The following is a 20,799-nucleotide window of genomic DNA, read 5'->3' on the forward strand; positions in this document are numbered from 1 at the left end:
TCACGATGAAGAAACAAAATAAACGATTGCCGGTCTGCTTTGCGGCCTTGCTCACCTTGTTGCTGGGCCAAATGTCGTGCAGTAATTACCTGGATGTGGACCAATATTTTGACGACCAGCTGACCCTCGACTCGGCCTTTACCAAACGGGCTTATGCCGAAGGTTTTCTGTCCAACGCCTTTGAGGTGATGTACGAGGAAGTTTCGGATATCGCCACCGGGGGCAAGGGCGGGTATGCCCTTTTTGCTTCGGATGAGTTGCTGCGCATGGACGACAGCGACTACACCAAAAAATACCAGAACGGCGAGTACAGCGCTACCTCAACCCTGACCGAAGATAAATGGAAGCGGGTGTATGAGCCGGTAAGGAAAGCCTCGACCTTTATCAACCGGATTGACGATTGCCGGGAGATGACCTACAGCGAGCGGGCCGACGCCAAAGCCCAGGCCCGTTTTCTGCGGGGCTATGCCTACTGGGTGTTGCTGCGCCAGTATGGTCCGTTGCCGCTGATCCCTGACGAAGGCTTCGAAATCAGCATGACCTACGACGAATTATCGGTTCAGCGCAACACGCTGGATGAATGCGTGGAGTATATCGCCAACGACTTTTTGGTGGCGGCGCAAAACCTGCCCCTGACCCGGACGGCCAACAACATTGGGCGGCCAACCCGGGGCGCGGCGCTGGCCGCCAGGGCCAGGCTGTTGTTATATGCCGCCAGCCCGTTGTATAACGGCAATACCGATCTTTTTGACCTGCGGAATTTTGATGATGAACAACTCATTCCGCAAAGCTACGACGAGAGCAAGTGGGCCCGGGCCGCTGCCGCAGCCTTGGAAGTGATCCGCCTGAACCAGTACGAACTCTATACTGCCGCGCCAACCGAAAACACCGTTATTCCTCCGTATCACCCGCTGCATTCCGAAGCGGGTTACCCGGACGGGTGGGCAAACATCGATCCGTTTGAATCGTACCGGCAGATCTTTAACGGGTCCATCGCGCCATCGCGCTTTTCGGAGATCATCTTTACCCGGCCCAACGACGGGGCCAACGGCTATGCCGATATGAACAACCTGCAAATCCCGTTTTCGCTGAGCGGCCGGAATGCCCTGGCGGTCACCCAAAAGCAGGTAAACGCCTATAGCATGCGCGACGGCAAGACGGTTTACGAAGCGGAAACGGCCGGGGAATACCGGCAGGACGGTTTTACCACCACCGCCGGGGAGTATGATTTTCTCCCGTCCAACGTATCCCTGCAATATGCCAACCGGGAACCCCGCTTTTATGCCTCCATTGCCTACAGCGGAAGCATCTGGGAATGTGAAAGCGCCAACGAAACGCAATTCCGCAACAAGCAGGTTTTTTATTACAAAGACCTGACCGATGGGAAGCTGTATAACAACGCGTCCAATTTCCCGGTTACCGGCATCGGCATGAAAAAATACTACCACCCGGAAGATGCCAAAACGTCGGGCGGGTACCTGGTGACCAAATTTGAACCCGCCATCCGCTATGCCGATGTATTGTTGTGGTATGCCGAAGCGCTGAACGAGCTGACCTCGGGACAGTCGTACACCTTTACCACGCACACCGGCGCTGAATTGACCGTAAAACGCGACATCGCGGAGATGCGGTACGCGATGAAGCGCGTGCGGGTCAGGGCCGGCCTGCCCGACCTGGAAGACGCTGTTTACAACGACGCTTCGGCTTTTCGGAGGGCGCTGAAACGCGAACGCCAGGTGGAGTTCTTCGCCGAATCGAAACGCTACTACGACCTGCGACGATGGAAAGATGCGATGGTGGAAGAGAATATTCCACTAACAGGGTGTAACGTGGAAATGACGAACAGCGACTCGCAACGGCAGCTATTCTACCGGGAAACCGTGATTTCGTCGTACCCCAAAATTTTCCTGGAGAAAATGTACCTGTGGCCTATCCCGCAGTATGAGTTGACGCGAAACAAGCGGCTAACGCAAAACCCGGGCTGGTAGGCCAATGAATGATTGAGATATCACAGAAATTTATTTTGAAAAGAAAAATGATGAGAAAAATAGCCTTGATTTGCAGCGCGGTGTTCCTGTTGGCGCTGCCTTACTCGTGCCACGATGAACTGGACGACGAGCTGTTTGAAAAAGTAGTCCTGCTCACCAAAAACGGCTGGATTGACCAGGAACTGTACCTCAACGAATCGGGCCGGATTGATATTCCGGTTGTCGTTTCTGTTAACGGAACATCGGGCAATAACATCCCCGTTGATGTTCAGGTGCGGCTTGCACCGGATACCTTGTCGAACTACAATTTTGAGAAATACCGTAACCAAACCGGACTGTACTACGAGCAGCCGGAGGAAGACGCCCTGGCTTTTAAAGACGAAACGATCCGCATTCCCGCGGGAGAACTGTACGGGGTATCCAGCTTGACGCTCGACCTGGACAAGCTTTCCGACCGCTATGCCGACTATGTGATTCCGCTGGAGATCGCAAGCACATCAGCTTATAAAACAGCGGCTGCCGGTTACAGTAAAGCGCTGGTGCACCTGGTCTTTAAAAACAGCTTCTCCGGGAACTACAGTGGCGAGATCGCGGTGTACAAAACCAAGGCCGATGGGTCGAACGACACGGGGAACAGGCTGACTGTAGCGGTCAAATCGCTCTATGCCCTGTCGGGCCGGCAATGCTATTTTTATGCCGGGCAGTTTGACCGGAGCAGCATAGACCGGGACCAGTTTATCGTTGACCTGGACCTCAGCGAAGATAACGGGGTCAGCCTCAGCAGTCCGAACGCCGGCATCAACCTGATCATGGAAGAGGGCTCGGTTGAAGTGAGCACCGTGGACCATACCACCGACAACCGGTACATGATTGTAACTACAACGCTTAAACTGAAATATACCTTTATTGATGTAAGCTCATCGGATCAACCCGTATTACGGGCGGAAGGAACCATATCGATGAATCAACAGGCGCTTAAAGAGCCGTTCTGATTACTCAACAGAACCGCCTTCGCCCGCGACGGGTGGGGTGGTTCTGTTAAACAGTCGCAGCAGGCAAAATGCGGCATGCTGCAAGCTCCGGCCACTGGCGGTCAATGACAACTCAATGCCCATGATTAAAGGCAATAAACGGTTATGAAACTTATGCCGTCATTTAACAAACAGCCGAAAACCACGATGGTAAATACAGATTGGCGTAAGGTTCGTTATAAATCAAAGCCCGCCGAAAGCAAACTGCCGTTGAACACAAGCAAAAAGTAATTTGTTTGTGATGAAAATTAACGACGGGAAATATGGATCATTCAAAAAAAGAATTACCTGTCGTCACGTTCGGCGTGGCAAATGACTGGCGCGAATGGCTCGCATCGAATCATTCCGGTACAACCGGGCTGTGGTTACGCTTTTTCAAAAAAGACTCGGGCAAACAAACATTCAGTTACAGCCAGGCGCTCGACGAAGCCCTCTGTTATGGCTGGATTGACGGGCAGGCGAAACGTTTCGACGAGCATATCCTTCAACTAAAATGTTATTTTATGAACGATATACTAGTTTCAATCCTTGTTGATCTGGATGTTGCTCTGGAAGATTTTTTGTCGTTGTTTCGGTGTGACGCCCACCTTTTGTTTCAATCCTTGTTGATCTGGATGTTGCTCTGGAAGCAGGGTCAAAAACGTTATAGGGGATGTCGATCTTCTGTTTCAATCCTTGTTGATCTGGATGTTGCTCTGGAAGTTCGTCTGTAAATTTTGATCACGATAATGTTCATTAGTTTCAATCCTTGTTGATCTGGATGTTGCTCTGGAAGAAGCTATCCGGTCCTTCCGGTCGTTCAGCGTGTCAGGTTTCAATCCTTGTTGATCTGGATGTTGCTCTGGAAGTCAACGTCGTCCTCATCATCTAGCGTATAGAGCGCAGTTTCAATCCTTGTTGATCTGGATGTTGCTCTGGAAGTAGAGCTAATGGGCTGTTTGCACATGCTCATCGCAGTTTCAATCCTTGTTGATCTGGATGTTGCTCTGGAAGGTCGGGGTTGCAGTGTTTCAGGTCGAGCGAATTTTGTTTCAATCCTTGTTGATCTGGATGTTGCTCTGGAAGCCAGGTTACCGGATCGAGACCGACTGAATGTTTGCGTGTTTCAATCCTTGTTGATCTGGATGTTGCTCTGGAAGCCTCCTTTAATCCGTTTAGTGTTGAGTAAGGCCCCGGTTTCAATCCTTGTTGATCTGGATGTTGCTCTGGAAGAGCGAACGGAGGCGAACAAAGCACAAGCGACTGCAAGTTTCAATCCTTGTTGATCTGGATGTTGCTCTGGAAGCCCTTGGGATTTGATGTACATCAAGGAAGCTGCAATGTTTCAATCCTTGTTGATCTGGATGTTGCTCTGGAAGTTACTTGGTGTCATGATCAGGCTGGTATTGACAATCCGTTTCAATCCTTGTTGATCTGGATGTTGCTCTGGAAGGGGTTGCCACCAAATATTAAACAGTTAACTAATAACGTTTCAATCCTTGTTGATCTGGATGTTGCTCTGGAAGAGAAGGTTTCCGGATTCTTTCCTTTCAGCACACCAGTTTCAATCCTTGTTGATCTGGATGTTGCTCTGGAAGAAATCGTTGGGTAGTACACATCCGAGTTAATATGGAGTTTCAATCCTTGTTGATCTGGATGTTGCTCTGGAAGAACATCTCTTCTCCCGGTGGTATACCAATAACCAGCGTTTCAATCCTTGTTGATCTGGATGTTGCTCTGGAAGCTCTTTTTTCATTGCCAGCAAGCTGCCGAACTGGTGTTTCAATCCTTGTTGATCTGGATGTTGCTCTGGAAGTTTAAGGCGGGCTTTTTTTTGTTCTTATTTAGAATGTTTCAATCCTTGTTGATCTGGATGTTGCTCTGGAAGCCCGGAATTGTATGATCTGGCGCTCGTTGTAGCGGTGTTTCAATCCTTGTTGATCTGGATGTTGCTCTGGAAGTAGTCAACGAATTCTGTAATACCCAGCAAATCCGAAGTTTCAATCCTTGTTGATCTGGATGTTGCTCTGGAAGTCAACCGAATGGGGCGCACTGTCTGGATACGGTATAGTTTCAATCCTTGTTGATCTGGATGTTGCTCTGGAAGAAGTATTCCCGCTTGCAGGGTCAGGGGTGAGTTACTTGTTTCAATCCTTGTTGATCTGGATGTTGCTCTGGAAGCTTGGTGCCGGTCAATCTGATACGGTTAATTCGAATAGTTTCAATCCTTGTTGATCTGGATGTTGCTCTGGAAGTGAAAACAGTATCGGCGTGATGGAAATGATACGCTGTTTCAATCCTTGTTGATCTGGATGTTGCTCTGGAAGCCTGCAATCTCCGGTAATTTGGGGGCAATGTATGTTGTTTCAATCCTTGTTGATCTGGATGTTGCTCTGGAAGTTTGAGTTCATGGTGTTTTAGTTTCAAGTTCCAGGTTGTTTCAATCCTTGTTGATCTGGATGTTGCTCTGGAAGGAAGGAATTGAAAAATACGGCCCGTTTGGTGAATAGTTTCAATCCTTGTTGATCTGGATGTTGCTCTGGAAGTTAAAGATTTGCAGGAGCAAAACGGGCATACCTCGAGTTTCAATCCTTGTTGATCTGGATGTTGCTCTGGAAGATGTTATGCCCTCCCTTTCATTTTAATTCCGGTGTCGGTTTCAATCCTTGTTGATCTGGATGTTGCTCTGGAAGTTCCACCGTTTTCTTTTGCTTCGAAAATTGTTTGAAGTTTCAATCCTTGTTGATCTGGATGTTGCTCTGGAAGCTTGTCGCGCTTCGCTGCCACCCAGGGGTTGTTGTGTTTCAATCCTTGTTGATCTGGATGTTGCTCTGGAAGCGGTAGACCTCGTCTACTATTCCGGGTACTGGCACGGTTTCAATCCTTGTTGATCTGGATGTTGCTCTGGAAGGGCAACATTTTTTCAGGAGGCTGTACGATTTTTTCGGTTTCAATCCTTGTTGATCTGGATGTTGCTCTGGAAGCCAGCTGGCCGCAAAAAAACAGCGAGGCCGATATCGAGTTTCAATCCTTGTTGATCTGGATGTTGCTCTGGAAGCCGCCAACCCAGCAAACGCCAACCGAGTTGCGGTTAGTTTCAATCCTTGTTGATCTGGATGTTGCTCTGGAAGACACTATCAAAAATACACGAATTTATGAACGGAGAAGTTTCAATCCTTGTTGATCTGGATGTTGCTCTGGAAGAAGCTAAGCCAAGCATAGAAGACTTGAAAGAACATGCGTTTCAATCCTTGTTGATCTGGATGTTGCTCTGGAAGTATCTTGTCAATGATCTTGTCTAATTTTTCAATTTCGTTTCAATCCTTGTTGATCTGGATGTTGCTCTGGAAGTACTCAATCACAAGTGAACAATTTGATAGAACAAAAGTTTCAATCCTTGTTGATCTGGATGTTGCTCTGGAAGTTATTCTATTTGAAATGTAGTTTATTCTACTAATCTGTTTCAATCCTTGTTGATCTGGATGTTGCTCTGGAAGACTGCAAGGCTAACAGTCTCCATCAATTGAGCATTTTGTTTCAATCCTTGTTGATCTGGATGTTGCTCTGGAAGATTTTTATGATACCAATCCAATTATAGATTATACATGTTTCAATCCTTGTTGATCTGGATGTTGCTCTGGAAGACTGATGACGAATTTTTTCAGGTTTCCGCTATACGAGTTTCAATCCTTGTTGATCTGGATGTTGCTCTGGAAGCCGCCAACCCAGCAAACGCCAACCGAGTTGCGGTTAGTTTCAATCCTTGTTGATCTGGATGTTGCTCTGGAAGCCTGATTTCCATATTTGTTGTATTAGGTGGTTAAGTGTTTCAATCCTTGTTGATCTGGATGTTGCTCTGGAAGCCCTCGCCTGGAGGCTGTTCAACATCCTGCGCCAGGGTTTCAATCCTTGTTGATCTGGATGTTGCTCTGGAAGCGTCGTACAGGGCCTCGGGGGCCAGCGATGGTTCTGGTTTCAATCCTTGTTGATCTGGATGTTGCTCTGGAAGTAATGGATTTGATCGAATTACCAGGAGACAGAGAAAGTTTCAATCCTTGTTGATCTGGATGTTGCTCTGGAAGTAGTGCAAGCCGTAGCATGGTTTTGAAAATCTGTCTGGTTTCAATCCTTGTTGATCTGGATGTTGCTCTGGAAGTTCTTATTGAAAACCAACAACTTAGAAAATATTTTAGTTTCAATCCTTGTTGATCTGGATGTTGCTCTGGAAGTATGTAATACATAACTTAGAGTGTATGATGATAGGGAGTTTCAATCCTTGTTGATCTGGATGTTGCTCTGGAAGAACTTTACCAAAAATTATTGATATGAAAAATAATTAGTTTCAATCCTTGTTGATCTGGATGTTGCTCTGGAAGATGTCATCACTGCGGGAGATATGGCGCCGTTCTTAGTTTCAATCCTTGTTGATCTGGATGTTGCTCTGGAAGCCGCCACAATCGGGCGCTTTCCGGCGCTAAAAGAGCGTTTCAATCCTTGTTGATCTGGATGTTGCTCTGGAAGAGCACAGGCCTGTTAGTACCGTACAAAACAGAACAGTTTCAATCCTTGTTGATCTGGATGTTGCTCTGGAAGCGCTGCCCGAATCGTCATTGCTATCAATAGCCATATGTTTCAATCCTTGTTGATCTGGATGTTGCTCTGGAAGCGCTGCCCGAATCGTCATTGCTATCAATAGCCATATGTTTCAATCCTTGTTGATCTGGATGTTGCTCTGGAAGACGAAATCATCACGCCAGAAGCCGTCGACGGCGTATGTTTCAATCCTTGTTGATCTGGATGTTGCTCTGGAAGGCAAAGCCAACAGCAATAGCGAAAGCGTCAGCCACGGTTTCAATCCTTGTTGATCTGGATGTTGCTCTGGAAGATTACAATGGTTAGACACCAGGAAGGCACAATAGGGGGTTTCAATCCTTGTTGATCTGGATGTTGCTCTGGAAGCTTTATCTGATTTCCCTCAATTATATCTTTTAGAAAGTTTCAATCCTTGTTGATCTGGATGTTGCTCTGGAAGAAAGAAGCGGAACATACTGCTCTATGCAAATTCGGGTTTCAATCCTTGTTGATCTGGATGTTGCTCTGGAAGTTGATTGTCATGCTATTTTTGCTTTTTCGTGATTTGGTTTCAATCCTTGTTGATCTGGATGTTGCTCTGGAAGAAAGTAGAGAAAGCAGGATTAGAAATAGCAAGACGGTTTCAATCCTTGTTGATCTGGATGTTGCTCTGGAAGTCGCACAGTTCTTTATATGGTTGTTTTCCAGCACAGTAATAGTTTATTTGTTTATGCTTTTTTTGATTTTTCAGTATGTCAAAGAACTCCGATATGTGTTTGTTTGTAACCATTTTCGAAAGTGTAATTTGTTGTTGTTCTTTTAGTTATAGTCCTATTTTTCAATTTCTCAAATAAATAGTCACCCGTAAACCCCTATTTTATACAGATATTCCGGTAAGTACAACCGATACAGCGTTGTTTATATTTGGTTGCTTTCGGGAAACAGTTCTGTGTAATAATTTCGTTTACTGCCTGGCATACGTTACGAACTTCGTTTTTTGCGGTGTCCGAAATCTCTACTTCAACCAACTTGTTGGCAGAACGGGTGTACACCAAAAAACCCTTGTTCACTTTCTTTGCAAAATTGTCTTCAATAAGAACCGCGTAACACTCCAATTGTGTTCTGTAAGTTTCATAAATCCGATCTTCAAATTTAGCAAATTTGTAGTCGAGCGGAGCCATCGTATCATCATTTAATAAAAGTACTTCGTCAATTTTTCCCCTCAGTAGTTGATTGGTTAAATATTGGTCGGCGTATTTTACCTTTACCCCGATTCGTTTTCTGAGGTAATCCCGGTTTTGTTCGAGCTTTTGCTCATGTACATTTCTTCCTTTTTCAACTTTGAAATGTCTTTCTTCGTATTGAGGGATACTTAGAACATACTCGAAGTAAGTGAACCGGGGACAGTACAAGTATTCAATAATATGTGACGGAGTTATGGACATCAGAAAAACAAGGCTTTAACTTCATCGGTAATTAGTTTCTTGTCGAATGCCTGCCCCATGAGGGCAGTTTGCCGCAGTTCGTTTTTACTCATCGGGAAGATGTAAACGGAATCCGTTTCTTCGTCAATGAGTTCTTTTATCTCCAGCTCAAGACTGTCTTTTTCGTTGTCTTCCATGCTGCCCAGGAACACCGATTTCTGTACCCGGTACAAGCCGGATTTTTTACAAATCTTCGAGATCTTTCCCCGTTGCCGGTTTTTTTTAATATCATATAAGACCCAGCAAATCATAGTTTGTTGATTAGTTTGTTCGCAAATTGATGGGCATCCATCTGCATGGCGTTTATGCGGGTTTGGTTCCTTCCGTTATATTTTATTTTCTCTTCGTCGAGAAATTGCATGAGTGACTGCATCAGCAGGTTTTTACCATCGGCATTTAGACTGATGCCGTTGGTGATAGTATCGGTGTGGCTGTCGTTTACCTTTTTTGCAGAGAACAGTTTAAATACGACTTCGTCGGCATACGTGCGGTAGGGTTCAATAAAGTCGAAGACCATACTTTTCATGTTATAATCGTCGCGGTGCATAAAGCCGACATAGGGATCAAGTCCGGCTATAATCAGCACTTTTTCGACCCTGCTGTAAAGTACGCCGTACGCATAATTCAGAAAAGCGTTGAATGCATCCTGAGCCGGACGAAAGCTGCGCCCGCTGAACTGGTACCGCTCGTTTAGCAGAGAGCTTAGTGTTTGGAAGTATATCCGACCGGCAGTTCCTTCCAGTCCGCGCAGGGTGTCATCGACGGCATCCATGTTGATTCCTTTAAGATCGTTCATTTTTTGTTTGAGCGAAGTGATTGAGTCTGTCTTTTCGCGGATCTGGTCAGCGGTCGCCGGTCGATGATTTTTCAATCGTTTCAGAAACTCTATCTGGTTGTCGAGCTTTTTCGTTAGCCAGCTTTTAATCCAGAAAACACCCGCCTCGTTCAGACTTGCTTCCAGCTGCTGTTTGCGAATTTTGGAGGTACTTCCAGGTTTACTGTGCCAAAAACGGCCGACGGGTACGCCATCGTACTCGAAGACAATAATGTCAATGTTGTTTTTCATAGCCAGAATGACTGCATCGGTACTGATTGCAGCGCCCTTGCTCATTAAAATCGAGGTAACCTTTTGACTGGCAAAATGATGTTTTTGTTTTTCCCCGTCTTTGGTGAGCGAAACCTCGAATAACTCGTCTTTTACATGGACATAAGTACCATAGGTGTTAATAATTAGTTGCATGCTTCAAACTTTATTCTATTAGATTGATAGTGCCAAAACCGCGGCTAACGGCTTTGCCAATTCCTGCCCAATCGGGTAAGAACGCATTACTGGTGAAACTCCCCGAAAAGGCAAGCATAGTCTGGTTCTTAAACAGAGTTTGTTTTTCTTCGAGCCGGGCAACAGCCATAATCCGTTCGGTCGTCCGAAAACCGAGCCCTTTGTAAAAACTGAGGATGTTGTTTTGAATTTGGCGATTCAGAAACTGTTTCTTGTCTTCGTCGCACAGCATACTGTACTTGTGAAAATTTTCCTGGTTCAGTGCCATCCATAGTGTTTTGAATGAATAGTTGTACAGTTGCTGGTTAACGTTCAGCTCAATCTGCTTTTGGCGGATGTTTTTAGCTTTGACAGGGTAGTGGGTGCCGTCGATGTTGACCTCGCGTATTTTTAAAAACAGTGAGACCAGCAGATCTGCACCTTCCTGAAATCCTACCAGTACCGGTATCTTGTCGATTACCTTATATTGCACCATGGGATAGGCATAGCGGGAACTGCCGTCAGTATAATGGTTGTGTAGCAAGGGAGAGTGTTCTTTAAACAGGTTGCCAAAATAGCCGCGTAGCTTGTGTGCATCGCGGGTCTGAAGTTGAATATCGGGAAATTGGATGGTGGTTTGTGTGATTTGCATGGTTAAATAGATACAAGTTGTTTATTTGTATTATACCCTGTATTTAAAGTTGAATCAGTGGCAGAATAAGAGTAGAAGAGTGATGGCTGTTCCAGGCTTGATAAATAGAAACCGTGTAACTGCTCTGAATCAAAATTGATCTTTGTTTCTCCGTACGGTACAGGGACGTTGATGACATAGTCATAGAACGTTGATTTGAAGGCCGAAAACCGAGCTTTCAATTCCCAGGGGGTCAATCCTTCCGCTCTATATAGCGAGACATATTGTTCCCAAACAGCCTTGGCCTCTTCATTCAATTGAATAAAAACGGATTCGGACTTTCTCTCCTCGATTAAACTCAAATCAATTTCAGCAAACCGCAGACCTAATATCGAATCCAATAAAGTGGACGAAGTTTCATTGGACTGTTTCCGAACCTCTTTGAAATAATGGTCGATCAATTGTAAATAGTCCGATTCCTCCACATCGTTGAAATCCTTCAAAACATTTTTAGTTTTTAGGATCAAATCCGATCCGTAAATCCGACTGGTGGTTCTTTGATGTTCCCCATCAATTTCGAAAAGGAAAATGTCGGAGATTGTTTTCTTTTCATTGTAACGGTTTGCCCGGCCTGCCGACTGGATGACGGAATCGATGGGCGACAGTTGCCTGAAAATCGTATCGACTGAAATATCCACTCCTGCTTCAATCAATTGCGTCGATATAATCAGCTTGCGGTTTCCGTTCTTTTTTTTAATTTTTCGGATAATCTCCTTCCGTTCATAAGGGGTGATCAAGGTGGAAAGGAAATAGTAATCGGTATCTTCCAGATCAAGGTTGACCAGTTGTTCAAAGCAATTCCGCGCTGCTTTCTTCGTGTTCATAATGACCAACACATCCTTCTCCGGTTCCTCACAAACGTAATTTGAAACGGATTCAATAAAGGAATCGAATGAAATCGCTTCGGCCTGATAATGCAACCTGGTGCGGTTAAACACGCTGAAATACTTTTGGTAATTAGGTACCAGCTCGGTAATATCTTCTCCGGGGGTAAAGATCAACGGCTGTGTAGCCGATATCAACACAAAATAGATGTTCAGCGATTCACCCAGCGAAAGGAACGATTTCCGGATAGTCTCCCACAATTCATAGGAAATAGTCTGTATCTCGTCGAGCAGCACTACGGCATTTCTCAGGTGGGCAAGCTTCATCAGCTTGGTCTTGTCCATCGAAAGAATGGTTTCCAGAAATTGCACAAACGTGGTTACAATAGTTTCCGACTGCCATGTCTCGATCAGAAACTGGCTTTTATCGAAGTCATAAACCCTTTCCGAGCCGTCTTTGTACTTGGGTTCAGCTAAGTGGTGGTGTTTCAATAACACGTCACTCGAATCAGTTCCCAACACTTGCTGGTACACTTCAAAGTTCTGATCGATAATAGAAGTAAAAGGAATATTGATCACAATTTTGGCATCGGCGTTACCGCTTAGCTGCCTGAGTTTATCGGCAACCGCATACGCCGTAAGGGTTTTGCCCAATCCGGTTGGCAGGGTGATGGAATAAAGGTGCTGCTCTGGTTTGAATACCTTTTCAAGATGCTCCAGCGTATTAAAATAGGCTTCGTTTTTTAACCGGTCAATCTCTGTGTGTGCTTCATTAAACCCTTTTTGTTCCCTGAAATGATTTAAGCAGTTGGTTATATTAGTCTGCTTGCGATCAAGACGGTTCTCTTCATCAAGGATCACATCGTTTTTGTCGGCATACATCAACGCCGAATAGATCACCTGAAAAAGATTGAACAAGGCAATGCGCGAAGGTTCGTCGAGTTTTGGATATTTGAACTTAAAGGTAAGGATGCGGAAGTCTTTAAAATAGCGTTGAAAAGTGTTTTCCTTCCAATACTCTATAAATGAATTCCATGTTGTTTTAACAGGGCAATCAGTCAGTATTTCTGAAATGATTACTCCAATAGATTCAGTGTCGATACTTTCAATCTGTTCCGAAAAGTTTTCAATGTCGGTATCAGAAAAGAGCAGTTCCTTTTCAAGGTTCTCAATGCTTCCATGATGTCGTTTCACGGCAATTAGCACCAGTGCAGGAATCAATTCTGAAAGAAGTTTATCGCTAAACTGTTGTTTACAATACCGGTTTGCCACAAACCATGTAAAGACCGACGACAGTTGTGCATGGTTTTTCAGATGACTATGTACTCCTTCGGGATTTCGAATATATGCCTGAAAGTAGCTGGTAGCCTTAGCCAAATCGTGGAAAGCCCCTGCGATCCACACCAGGTCGGTAAGTTGCTGTTGCGTTATTTCAGTGCCGCCCGATAGTGCGAAGTGATACCCGTTACCGGTCACAGTTGCAGTGGCGATGGAGGCCACCTCGCGGAGGTGGTCGATGAGGAGTTTATCGGGATGCGAGAGTAGTTTTGTCATAGTATATAGTGTCTGGTGTGGGCACTGTCATGGGGCAGTGCCCACGGAGCTGCACTCCTGTCATGGGGCGTTGCCCCAAGTTACGCTGTCTCAGGCTTGCAGCCTGAGGGAAAAATGTGATTATTCCCAAAAGTAGATTGGATCGTATTCAACAATATCATACTCTTTTACAAATTGTTCTAATTCTTCCTGATAGGTTTGGTAACCGTGATGTTCTCTTTGATTCTCGATGTAACGTTTCACGATTTCAACCTTTGAACTGCTGACCGAGAACGCCCCGTAGCCTATCTGCCATCTGAACCGGGAGGACCCACCTTCTATGGTTTTTATCCATTTAGACGATTGTTTCTTTACCTCTTCTATCACACGTGCCAGAGCATAGTTCTTCGACAGCCGGAAGAGGAGGTGCACATGATCGGGCACTGAGTTGATGATGAGCGCCGGGCTTTCGTATTGTTGCAAAGTTCCGGCCATATAGGTATGTACCCGTTTCTCTATGTTGGTACCGATCCATGGACTTCGGCCTTTGGTGCCGAAGGTGAGGTGGACGTAGAGTTGTGATAGTGATTGCCCCATAGTTAGATATATCTGTATCCGATGTTTCTGATCGTAGAGGATGCGTAAATCATGGGGCGCTGCCCCAAGTTCTGCTGTCTCAGACTTTCAGTCTGGAAATAACTCAGGCCAACGGCCTGAGACATCAGAGATAGGGGCAACGTCCCTATGAAATGTGGATCCAATATGAGGTAAATATTCATCACAGAAACAATATATTCCCTACCCCGTCAACCGTATAGTAATCCGAAACCCGCACACGCAGCGGATTCCCGTTTTTTTCGATCAGTACCTCGGAATATTCCAACACCTCACGGTCGCGGTTCATCGCAATGGGCATGTTATTGGCCGAATAGAAGTATTCCCGTTGGAACTCCACAGGAGGTTCGCCTTGTAGTTTCGACATGTTCACTGCCGTGATAATCTCGGTAAACCCGCCGTTTGATGAAGTTTCACTGGCCGTTGCCCGTTGCACAAATTCAACCTGTGCGGTAAATTGCGCCAGTCCCAGATATGGCGTAAAGTGGTGCCGTTTGTTCTGAATCCGTTCCGAAAGCTCCTCAAACTTCTGTTCATCGGCCATGCTTAGATAAATACGGTAATGCACATCCTTTACCAGTTCAAACTCAATTTGCGTTCTGCCTGCGCGCGCAAGGTCGTAGAACGACATTTTTGTATTGATCAGGTTAAACCCAATGTTCTCTTTCTTCACCGGGCGCATAATCTGCACCGCCATATCGCTCCGCTCTTTCGAGAAGAACTCCTGCACCGGCTCTGCCCCTTCGGGATAGACCCCGTCTCGAATTTCCCGCTCCATGCCCAATATAGCCCCCAGTATCCCGGCAATGGCCGTGCGGGTAGGTATGGAATAGGTAAGCGGCGAGGTCGTGGTATTGTACTTTCGGAAGTGCCCGTATTCGCCACTGATGTCGAAAATGAGCAATTCCTTAGAGTTCATCTTTACTGATATTGGTGATGATTTGACCTTTATTGACCATCGTCAACCGCGAATCAGTTTTCAAACTAAGGGCTGCAATCTTTTCCTTATTGGCTTTCAGTACTTCGATCAGTTCGGTTACATCCAATTTGAAATCGTTGGTACTGCGTATCTGCATTTCGTTCTTTTCGCCACAGTTGAGGGCTAAACGTTGGCGCAAGTTGCCAATATAGAACGGTTCAGTATAGTCGATGGTGAGTAGGAACAACGGAGCTTGTCCGAATTTCGACCGCGAAATCAGGTTTTTGGTACCTTCCCAAATCCCTTCGATCAACAAGGCTTTGTCGCCTTCGTTCATGGTTGAATATTGGGCCGATTTCTCGTTGATTACCCCATTGAAGCCAATCACGGCATAAGGGATTTTATATTCGGTGCGAAATGTTGCCTGGCCTTTTTTATCTCCCGATGCAAATGCTCCCGTTCCCTGTTCCTCAACGATTTCAGTTTTATTCAGCGATTTTCCCATCTGAAATTGAACCGGGCCAATATAGGTGATCGAATCGTTTGAAAGAGGGATTACCCCGCCAAATACGCGGATGTCGATACATTTATTGAGGATCAAAGCGGCTTGCTCCTGAAAATCTTTGGCACGGCGTTTCCCGTCCTTAATATACTCTTTGTCGCCTTCGTTATAAGTAGTTTCGCGAACAAAAATATCCTGATTATCGCCTTGCCCGTTAAAGCCCTTGTACTCGTACCAATAGTCGCGGATGGTACGTTTCAGGCGTACATCCGACACCAGAATGGTGCTGCTCTCGGTGTCGAAACGCGGACGGTTTTCGTTCAACGGGTCGCCATTCGGATTGGCATTCTCAATATCGTAAAGGAACAAAAGTTCGCTGCGGTTGCTGATTATTTCACTCATTGTTTTATTTATTTAATGGTTATTATTCGGTTACTTGATTATTTTCTTCTTTTTCATTCTTGAACTTGCGCCCCATTTCGAGACCTGCCACAAAATAGAACGATAGCTCGTTGTTGCTCAACGAAACCAGTTCTTGCTTTTTTGTTACAAAATAATGGCTGATCACTTCGCGCAAATCGGCATAGACGTAGAAATTCTTTTGGTATTTCTGGATTTTGTCCAGTGCTTCGGTGTAAACCTGCATCAATAATTCCGGGTTTAGCTTGTACCCGCGCAGCTTGTTTTCGAACGGGGTGTTGCTAAGGTTGGCATGTTGTATGTCGAAAAGGAAACGAACCATGATCCCCACGGCAAATATCCCTACTTTGATATCGCTGTCGATGAAACGTTCATTCTCCTTTACAAACTGGTTAAACCCATCGAGGTTAAACCGGCTTGTTTTCTTTTCAGTAACGATTGTATCCATATACTTATAGTTTTTATTGTTTTCGATGATTTTAAGTTCCTGTAAATAGTTGATGAGTAGTATCGCCTTTAGCACAGTCCAACCGGCTGGCTCTGTCCATTTGTCCTGTGTTTTGGCTTCGTTGTAGTTTTTGCGGATCACTGCGATAACCCGTTCGAAAATAAAGGCTTTTGAAATGGGTTTTCCAAGGAAGATGCGTTGTACAATGTCGAGAAATTTGTCGCCAAAGAAATCGCTCACAATCCTAAACGAAAACTTCAAATCCTGCTCAACTTTCTTAATAACAATGGCATTTTTAAACAGCGTATTGCAGTTGACCAGTTCGGGCACCTCGACAAACAATTTGTTAAACCGCGATGGGAGCACCTCTTCCAGCATCATTTCAATGCTGATGGCCTCGGTCTTTTTGTCTTCGGAATAGAACAGCATGTCGAGATAGAAATAGTTCTCCTGCCCGGCAATTATCTTCTGTACATACTCTTCGGCATCCGAGCGTTCCTCTCTCGATATTTTCTTCTCACGGGCGGTGGCAAAGGCATCTTTCAGCAGTTCCACAATCATTTCCAGCTCATCGTTGTTGCTGCGGATAATTGGATGTGGCACAAATAGAAACTCGTGACCGTGGAAATAGCCGGTCAGGTGTTGTTTAATGTACTTTTTGCCATACTCCAATGCCAGTGCCTCTTTCGACGACACGGGATAGTTGCGCCAAAACTTCTCTTTGTTGAAAAAGCCGCTGATAAAGCCGGGCTTGTCGGGACTGGAATACTTAAATGGGGCAGCAAAACCATAAATGTCGTCGGCTACTTGTCCAGAAACAGAACAACGTTTTGAATCTGTTTTTGATTCCTTATTATTCTGAGATATTTTGCTGTCCAAATATGCTTTAGCAATTATTTGGCGAACAGTTAAAAAATCATTTAAGTATTTTCTATTTGAATCTTCATCAATTACAATAGAGATACCTAAAGATTCTTTCTCTTCTTTTGGGCTTCCTTTTAAAATGCTTTCGACTTCTGATTTTACAGTTGCATAACGAGATTTATATTCGCTTTCAATTAGCTTAAACAACGTAAATTCCTTTAAATTCTCATTCCAATCCTTAAACTTCAGAAATTGTAAGTCTCTAATGTTTTCAAGTTTCTTTGTGTCAGAAATTTTGGTGGTGATGGTTACATCTCCTGCTCTTCCCGAAGTTCCTTTTCGATAGGCATACTTACGGTAACTGGTCGAATCCTTTTTTACCTTTTCAACATCGATTCCCTTGTACAAGCAGGTTAACTCGCCGTTGTTGCCTGTAATTTCAAACACCAGCAGCAACATCTGGTAATCCTTGCCCGGGAACATGTTTTCGATGTAAAGGTCAACCGGGTCGAGCTCGCGGTTTTGCTCCAGTTGCCAGTGGCCTATTTGTGCAATGGCTTTATCCTGCATATTCTTTCAGTTTTGGTCAAATATGGTATTTGTAACTCCCGAATTCGTGGAGTCAGGAAATAAGTTTTGTGTTTTTTTGATTTTTGTTTTCAGGTATTCCCGGAATCCGTTGTCACCGATAGCCTGAACATCTTCTGCCAGTCCCAAGGCGAAGCGGCCAGGACCTTCATATTTAGCTACCGGGGCTTTTAGGATGTATTTATTGGTGCTATGTTTCTCCAGGAACCTGTCAGCTAAGGGGTATTCTTCAATTAGTAAATTACGGGCTTTGAGCGTGAGTATCAGTTCCACTTGCTTGTTGAGTTCCCCCGTGTTGCGGAAAATATCCACCGGCATTGAACGGTGGGACCTCGCATATTCCCAGTTTAGCGGAGAGACTTGTATGTCTTCAATTCGGCAAATCTTAAATTGTCGGTTTTGTTTTAGCCCCGTGTCAAATGCCCATACCAGATTGAAATCATCTTTAAACTCGAATGGTTCAACCAACCGGTTTTTAACGGTTTGGCTATTGCCGGATGCATAGTTTATTAATAGCGTCTGTTTTTTTCCGCTCATGGCGTTCGCGAGTGTCTGTACTTTAACGGACTTCTCCTTTTGTAAATAGGACTCAAGCGCCTTGTCCTGGTTGAGAAATTGGGTTAGTTTTCTTTTTAATGCAGCTATTGAACCGGCAGGGGCGTCCAATAAGTCAATTGTTCGGGACAAGAGCCAGCTCTCTTCTTCAGTAAAATGAAGTATATTTTGCAGTACCTGGTGGTCGTCCTTTTGGTGTTCAATCCAGTATTTGCCGTCCTTCTGGATTAGGTTAAATCCGATTTCAATCAAATCGTTCCGGTAATTGTAAAATGCAGAATCTTTTATTCCAAGTATCGTTACACATTCTTCCTTGGTTTTAGGATAACTATTAGAAAGAAACAGGATTAGTTTTAGCAAACGTTGTGATTTCGTCGGGTGAAGCATTGGTTTTTTTATTCGGTGTCCCGTAAAGTTACGAAATTCATTATTATGATGTGTTGTCTGTTTTGAGATATTCTAAAAATGATTTCCCTGCAAGTAGAAAGCGCAAGATGCTACACCCGTATTTTTTGCTATTTTTGTCCGGCAAGCTAAATCGTCGCCGATGACAAAAAATGATAAACAACTTTTCTGCCTGTTGCTGAATGGAGATGAGGCTTCTTTTAAAGTTGTTTATCAGTATTTCTACCCCCGGTTGTATTATTTTGTGCTGGAGTATCTTCCGCATCGCGAGGTGGCCGAAGATGTGGTGCACGACACCTTTCTGACCTTGTGGCAGAAGCGGGCCGACTTGCAGGCCGACAGCAACCTGAATGCCTACCTGTATACCCTGGCCAAAAACAACAGCCTGAAAAAACTGCGCGACGAACGCTACCGTCAGAAGCTGTTGCAGTCGCCTAAACTTCATCCGCTGGAACTGGAGTTGAACGCCGCCGCCCTGATGCGGCTGGAAACCAGCGAAAGTGATTTCTCTGAAATTGAGCAACTCGTACAGGCCACCCTGGAACAGCTTCCGCCTCAATGCCGCCAGGTATTCGAACTGAGCCGCTTTGCCCACAAGAAAAATCGCGAAATAGCCGATGAGCTGGGCCTTTCGGTCAAAACGGTGGAAGGACACATCACCAAAGCCATCAAACTACTTAAAATAAACCTGAAAGATTATCTGCCGCTGCTGGGCTTCTTTTTCATTGGTGTTCGGTAGATACATTCCAAAATTGTTATACCCCCGATTTTTATTGTGTCCGGCAGTTGCCGGACTTCAAGAATTTGGGCTTCCTTTCTTTTGCTACCCATATAAAGTCCCGACGGGACTATTCCTCAACCAGGGCAACTTTTGACCTCGAACAATAGTCCGGTATACCCGACAATCCCGGCAGGGATAAAATATGGGTAGGGAATTGGGTTGCAGATATACATCCAAGTCCCGTAGGGACGAAATCTGTTTCTGCGAGGATACCCTTGATTTTTTTCAAAAAAAATTGTTCCCCCGGGCAAGGGTATTTCGGTTTCGGTGGATTATATAACCGAAGTATAAAACTATGGAAAAGGAAAAACGCCTTATTGAACTCATCTCCGGCAACCTGGATACCGCTCAGCAGCAACAGGTTCTGGAAGAAATCGGGCAGGACCCTGCCTTGCGCAAAACATATGAAGACCTGAAAAATACCTGGGCTTTTTCGACCTCCCAAACGACGATGGGTAAGCAACAAATCGAAGCCTCTTATCAGAAATTCCGCAAAAAGCAGTTTGCCGGGAAGGGCCGGATGCTGAAGATTTCAAAGCTGATGCGGTATGCAGCCGTCCTGCTGGTCGTTTTTACGCTGGGCATCTACCTTGGACAACTCATCACGGACAGGCCGGGCAGTCTTTCCGATTCCGAATCGATGACCGCCGAGATCCGGGTGCCCAACGGCGAAAAGGCCGAACTCACCCTCCCGGATGGCTCACGGGTGTGGCTCAACTCAGGAACCACTTTCCGTTTTCCGCAACAATTTGCCGAAAACAGCCGGGAGGTCAGTCTTGCAGGCGAGGCCTTTTTTGAGGTGGTAAAAGGAAAGACGCCCTTTATTGTGGCATCCGGTTACGGCAACATCCGCGTACTGGGGACCTCGTTTAACGTGAGGGCGTACGACAATCTGGATTATCAGGCCACCCTGGTAGAAGGGAAAATACAATTCATTACCGAAGAGAAAGAACAGCTTCTGACTCCCGGCCAGCAACTCAGCCTGACAGCCGGGCGTGAACTGACCGTTGAGCCGGTAGACCCGGCAAAGGCCATCAGCTGGAAAAACGGCTTTATTTCCTTTGAAAACGAACCCTTGAGCGAAGTGATGAAAAGGCTGGAACGCCATTTCGGCATACAGATTTCGCTGGATGAACCACTGGCCCCGATCCGGTTTACCGGTACAATTTATAACGAAACGGTAACCGAAGTCATGGCTTACATTCACATGACCAAACCCATAACTTATGCCTATGATCAAAAACAAGGAACATTAATAATCAACAGCAAATAGTCAGTCTTTAAAAGAAAAGACAGGATGTGCGAGATCCTGCCTTTTATGGAATAACCTGATTCAAATCAA

At 45.3% G+C, this 20,799-nt stretch carries 14 protein-coding genes and 1 CRISPR repeat array; of the genes, 4 read left to right on the forward strand and 10 right to left on the reverse strand.

Going from position 1 to position 20,799, the window contains the following annotated elements; translation table 11 throughout:
• Positions 1–5: 5 nt before the first annotated feature.
• Positions 6–1,988 carry a RagB/SusD family nutrient uptake outer membrane protein gene (locus tag ACOIT5_RS09220; protein WP_423130172.1) on the forward strand — a complete coding sequence of 661 codons (1,983 nt, stop codon included), beginning with the start codon at positions 6–8 and terminating at the stop codon, positions 1,986–1,988.
• A 47-nt stretch (positions 1,989–2,035) separates the two neighbouring features.
• Positions 2,036–2,980, forward strand: coding sequence for a BT_3044 domain-containing protein (locus ACOIT5_RS09225; RefSeq protein WP_423130173.1), 945 nt, complete (start codon positions 2,036–2,038; stop codon positions 2,978–2,980).
• A gap of 557 nt (positions 2,981–3,537) precedes the next feature.
• A CRISPR array of direct repeats spans positions 3,538–8,247; the repeat unit is 37 nt; unit sequence GTTTCAATCCTTGTTGATCTGGATGTTGCTCTGGAAG.
• A 195-nt stretch (positions 8,248–8,442) separates the two neighbouring features.
• Here ACOIT5_RS09225 and cas4 read toward each other — a convergent pair.
• The 10 genes from cas4 to ACOIT5_RS09275 form a co-directional block, all read right to left on the reverse strand.
• On the reverse strand, positions 8,443–9,015 hold the full coding sequence (cas4, locus tag ACOIT5_RS09230; RefSeq protein ID WP_423130174.1) for a CRISPR-associated protein Cas4: 573 nt from the start codon (positions 9,013–9,015) through the stop codon (positions 8,443–8,445).
• Positions 9,015–9,305: a CRISPR-associated endonuclease Cas2 gene (gene cas2, locus ACOIT5_RS09235; RefSeq protein WP_282592756.1), complete on the reverse strand. Its 291-nt coding sequence runs from the start codon at positions 9,303–9,305 to the stop codon at positions 9,015–9,017. The genes cas4 and cas2 overlap by 1 nt, the downstream gene beginning before the upstream one ends.
• On the reverse strand, positions 9,302–10,294 hold the full coding sequence (cas1, locus tag ACOIT5_RS09240; protein WP_423130175.1) for a CRISPR-associated endonuclease Cas1: 993 nt from the start codon (positions 10,292–10,294) through the stop codon (positions 9,302–9,304). Before cas1 ends, cas2 begins: the two co-directional genes overlap by 4 nt.
• A 10-nt stretch (positions 10,295–10,304) precedes the next feature.
• Positions 10,305–10,964: a CRISPR-associated endonuclease Cas6 gene (locus ACOIT5_RS09245; RefSeq protein ID WP_423130176.1), complete on the reverse strand. Its 660-nt coding sequence runs from the start codon at positions 10,962–10,964 to the stop codon at positions 10,305–10,307.
• Positions 10,965–10,966: 2 nt separating this feature from the next.
• On the reverse strand, positions 10,967–13,381 hold the full coding sequence (gene cas3 / locus ACOIT5_RS09250; RefSeq protein WP_423130177.1) for a CRISPR-associated helicase Cas3': 2,415 nt from the start codon (positions 13,379–13,381) through the stop codon (positions 10,967–10,969).
• A 120-nt stretch (positions 13,382–13,501) separates the two neighbouring features.
• Positions 13,502–13,957, reverse strand: a complete 456-nt coding sequence (gene tnpA / locus ACOIT5_RS09255; protein ID WP_423130178.1) for an IS200/IS605 family transposase — start codon at positions 13,955–13,957, stop codon at positions 13,502–13,504.
• Positions 13,958–14,138: 181 nt separating this feature from the next.
• Positions 14,139–14,894, reverse strand: coding sequence for a type I-B CRISPR-associated protein Cas5b (gene cas5b, locus ACOIT5_RS09260; protein WP_423130179.1), 756 nt, complete (start codon positions 14,892–14,894; stop codon positions 14,139–14,141).
• Entirely contained in the window at positions 14,884–15,798 is a 915-nt protein-coding gene (gene cas7b / locus ACOIT5_RS09265) for a type I-B CRISPR-associated protein Cas7/Csh2 (protein ID WP_423130180.1), read from the reverse strand. The genes cas5b and cas7b overlap by 11 nt, the downstream gene beginning before the upstream one ends.
• A 22-nt stretch (positions 15,799–15,820) precedes the next feature.
• Positions 15,821–17,698, reverse strand: coding sequence for a TIGR02556 family CRISPR-associated protein (locus tag ACOIT5_RS09270; RefSeq protein WP_423130181.1), 1,878 nt, complete (start codon positions 17,696–17,698; stop codon positions 15,821–15,823).
• Positions 17,699–17,704: 6 nt separating this feature from the next.
• Positions 17,705–18,631: a helix-turn-helix transcriptional regulator gene (locus ACOIT5_RS09275; protein ID WP_423130182.1), complete on the reverse strand. Its 927-nt coding sequence runs from the start codon at positions 18,629–18,631 to the stop codon at positions 17,705–17,707.
• Positions 18,632–18,818: 187 nt separating this feature from the next.
• On the opposite strand from ACOIT5_RS09275, the gene ACOIT5_RS09280 reads away from it, so the two are divergent.
• Positions 18,819–19,415, forward strand: coding sequence for an RNA polymerase sigma-70 factor (locus ACOIT5_RS09280; protein WP_423130183.1), 597 nt, complete (start codon positions 18,819–18,821; stop codon positions 19,413–19,415).
• Between the two features lie 337 nt (positions 19,416–19,752).
• Positions 19,753–20,730, forward strand: coding sequence for a FecR family protein (locus tag ACOIT5_RS09285; RefSeq protein WP_423130184.1), 978 nt, complete (start codon positions 19,753–19,755; stop codon positions 20,728–20,730).
• Positions 20,731–20,799 lie beyond the last annotated feature (69 nt).

The organism is Gaoshiqia hydrogeniformans (assembly GCF_049347105.1).
Lineage (GTDB): Bacteria > Bacteroidota > Bacteroidia > Bacteroidales > Prolixibacteraceae > Gaoshiqia > Gaoshiqia hydrogeniformans.